2 protein-coding genes and 1 pseudogene are annotated in these 2,829 nt (G+C 73.9%); 2 read left to right on the top strand and 1 reads right to left on the bottom strand.

Going from position 1 to position 2,829, the window contains the following annotated elements:
- Positions 1-833, top strand: an 833-nt coding sequence (locus tag EBH09_RS04320) for a WS/DGAT domain-containing protein (protein WP_121745647.1), incomplete at its 5' end; no start/stop codon positions are given.
- A gap of 104 nt (positions 834-937) precedes the next feature.
- Entirely contained in the window at positions 938-2,482 is a 1,545-nt protein-coding gene (locus EBH09_RS04315) for an SDR family NAD(P)-dependent oxidoreductase (protein ID WP_121745646.1), read from the top strand.
- A gap of 124 nt (positions 2,483-2,606) precedes the next feature.
- Here EBH09_RS04315 and EBH09_RS04310 read toward each other — a convergent pair.
- Positions 2,607-2,829: pseudogene (locus EBH09_RS04310) on the bottom strand (hypothetical protein); the annotation flags it as partial.

Genomic DNA, 2,829 nt, shown 5'->3' with positions numbered 1-2,829 from the left:
CCGAGGAGCCACCGCGAGGGCTTCTCCCGGACGTGCGCGGACTGCCGGCGAAGCTGCGCGGCGCCCTGTCCGACGCGGGCCGCGCCCTCGACATCGGCGCCGCCGCGGCCCTGTCCACCCTCGACGTGCGCTCCTCGGCCGCGCTCACCGCGGAATCCTCCGGCGCCCGCCGCACCGCGGGCGTGGCCGTGGACCTCGACGACGTGCACCGCGTGCGCAAGACCGTCGGCGGCACCGTCAACGACGTCCTGATCGCGGTCGTCGCCGGCGCCCTGCGCCGCTGGCTGGACGAGCGCGGCGACGGCAGCGAGGGTGTCGCCCCCCGCGCCCTGATCCCCGTCTCGAAGCGCCGCCCGCGTAGTGCCCACCCGCAGGGCAACCGGCTCTCCGGTTACCTGATAAGGCTTCCGGTCGGCGATCCCGACCCGCTGTCCCGCCTCGGCACGGTCCGCGCCGCCATGGACCGCAACAAGGACGCGGGGCCCGGCCGGGGCGCCGGTGCCGTCGCCCTGCTCGCCGACCACGTGCCGGCGCTCGGCCACCGGCTCGGCGGGCCGCTGGTCGGGCAGGCCGCCAGGCTCTGGTTCGACATCCTGGTCACCAGCGTCCCCCTGCCCAGCCTCGGCCTGCGGCTCGGCGGCCACCCGCTCACCGAGGTCTACCCGCTGGCGCCGCTGGCCCGCGGCCACTCCCTGGCGGTGGCCGTCTCGACGTACCGCGGACAGGTCCACTACGGCCTGGTCGCCGACGCCGAGGCGGTGCCGGACCTCGACCGGTTCGCCCTGGCCCTGGCGGAGGAGGTGGAGACATTGCTCACCGCGTGTGGTCCCTGAGACGAACGGGTTTGGCTCCGTGCCCCGGCGCTGAATAAAATCCGCTGTTCGAAAGCGGACGCGTCTCGGAGCGCCGCGACGGTGACCAGGGAACGGCAGCGGCGATGACGGTGACACAGGACGGTTCGGCGACCACGGACGAGGTGGTGCACGAGCCCGGTGACGAGATGGCGGCGCACCCGTCCGGCGGCGAGGCGGCGTACGGCCCCGGTATCGACCCGGAGCGGCTCGCCGTTTGCCTGAGCGTGCTGGAGGAGCTCGACGGGATCGACCTCGACCACCCGGACGCGATCCGGGTCCGCCGGGCCACCTCGCACATCTACCGGATGGTCAAGCAGCGCCGCCGCCAGGAGCGCCGGGCCGCCAAGACCGCCCACGACAAGGCCGTGACCGAGGCCACCGCCACCGGTTCCGCCGAGCGCATCGACGACGAGACCGAAGGCATCCTGCCCTCCTCCCGCACCGAGGAGGGCAGCATCGCGGGGATACTCCAGCGCCCCCGCTCCTGCTACATCTGCAAGCAGCGGTACGTCGAGGTCGACTACTTCTACCACCAGCTCTGCCAGGGCTGCGCCGCCGAGAACCGGGCCCGCCGCGACGCCCGCGCCGACCTCACCGGCAAGCGGGCGCTGCTCACCGGCGGCCGCGCCAAGATCGGCATGTACATCGCGCTCAGGCTGCTGCGGGACGGCGCCCACACCACGATCACGACTCGCTTCCCCAAGGACGCCATCCGCCGCTTCAAGGCCATGGACGACTCCGCGGACTGGATCCACCGCCTGGAGGTCGTCGGCATCGACCTGCGCGACCCCGCTCAGGCCGTGGCCCTGGCCGATCAGGTCACCGAGCGGGGCCCGCTCGACATCCTGATCAACAACGCCACCCAGACCGTGCGCCGCCTGCCCTCCGCGTACGCCGCGCTCGTCGAGGGCGAGAGCGCCCCGCTGCCCGCGGGTGAACTGCCGCCCCACCACGTCATCGGCGCCTTCAACTCGGGCGCTGTGGACGGCCTGGCCGCGCTGCCCGTCGGTGCCACGGGGCTCGACGCGCAGAAGGTGGCCGACCTCGCGCTGGTCGCCGGCAACGCCAGCGTGGTCCGGCACCGCGAAGGCACCGCCATCGACGCGGGCGGCCTGGTCCCCGACGTCGTCGACACCAACACCTGGGTCCAGACCATCGAGCAGATCTCCCCGGTCGAACTGCTCGAGACCCAGCTGTGCAACTACACGTCGCCGTTCATCCTCATCAGCGCGCTGCGGCCGGCGATGGCCGAGGCGGCGCGCAAGGCGCCCGCGGGGCGCGCCTACGTCGTCAACGTCTCAGCGATGGAGGGTGTGTTCGCCCGCGGCTACAAGGGCGCGGGCCACCCCAACACCAACGCGGCCAAGGCCGCCATGAACATGGTGACGCGGACCAGTGCCCAGGAGATGTTCGACACCGACGGCATCCTGATGACCTCGGTCGACACCGGCTGGATCACCGACGAGCGCCCCCACTACGACAAGCTGCGGCTGGCCGAGGCCGGCTTCCACGCCCCGCTCGACCTGGTCGACGGCGCCGCCCGCGTCTACGACCCGATCGTGCGCGGTGAGGCGGGCGAGGACCTGTACGGCGTCTTCCTCAAGGACTACGCGCCCGGCAAGTGGTGACCGGCCCCACCGGGCGGGCGGCGGCAGGGCGCGTCGAGCGTCAAGGGCGGTAGTCCGCCGGCCCGTCGGCGGGGCGCCGCCCTGCTCCGGGGCGAGCGCCGGTGTGCCCGGTGCGCCGGACGCCTCAGTCGACGGCGCCGAGCCGTGAGTTCCGCGCCGCCGTCAGCTCCAGCACCGTGCGCCAGTCCTCGAGGACCCCGGCGTCGAAGACGGCGGTGCGGGCCTCCTCGTCCGCCTGGCGCAGACTGACCAGGTCGTCGTCGTGGGCCCAGGCGTCCGGGTGCGCGTGTCGGCGCAGCAGGCGGGCGACGCGCGCGCCGAGCAGCGGCCGCACCGCGTCGGCGGTC

The sequence above is a fragment of the Streptomyces sp. E2N166 genome (genome assembly GCF_003671715.1).
In the GTDB taxonomy this organism is placed as follows: Bacteria; Actinomycetota; Actinomycetes; order Streptomycetales; family Streptomycetaceae; genus Streptomyces; species Streptomyces thinghirensis.
This window is presented reverse-complemented; position numbering and strand designations above follow the sequence as displayed.

Excerpts from the sequence above, each read along its gene's own strand:
- EBH09_RS04315 (WP_121745646.1), top strand. The coding sequence starts at position 938 with ATGACGGTGACACAGGACGGTTCGGCGACCACGGACGAGGTGGTGCAC.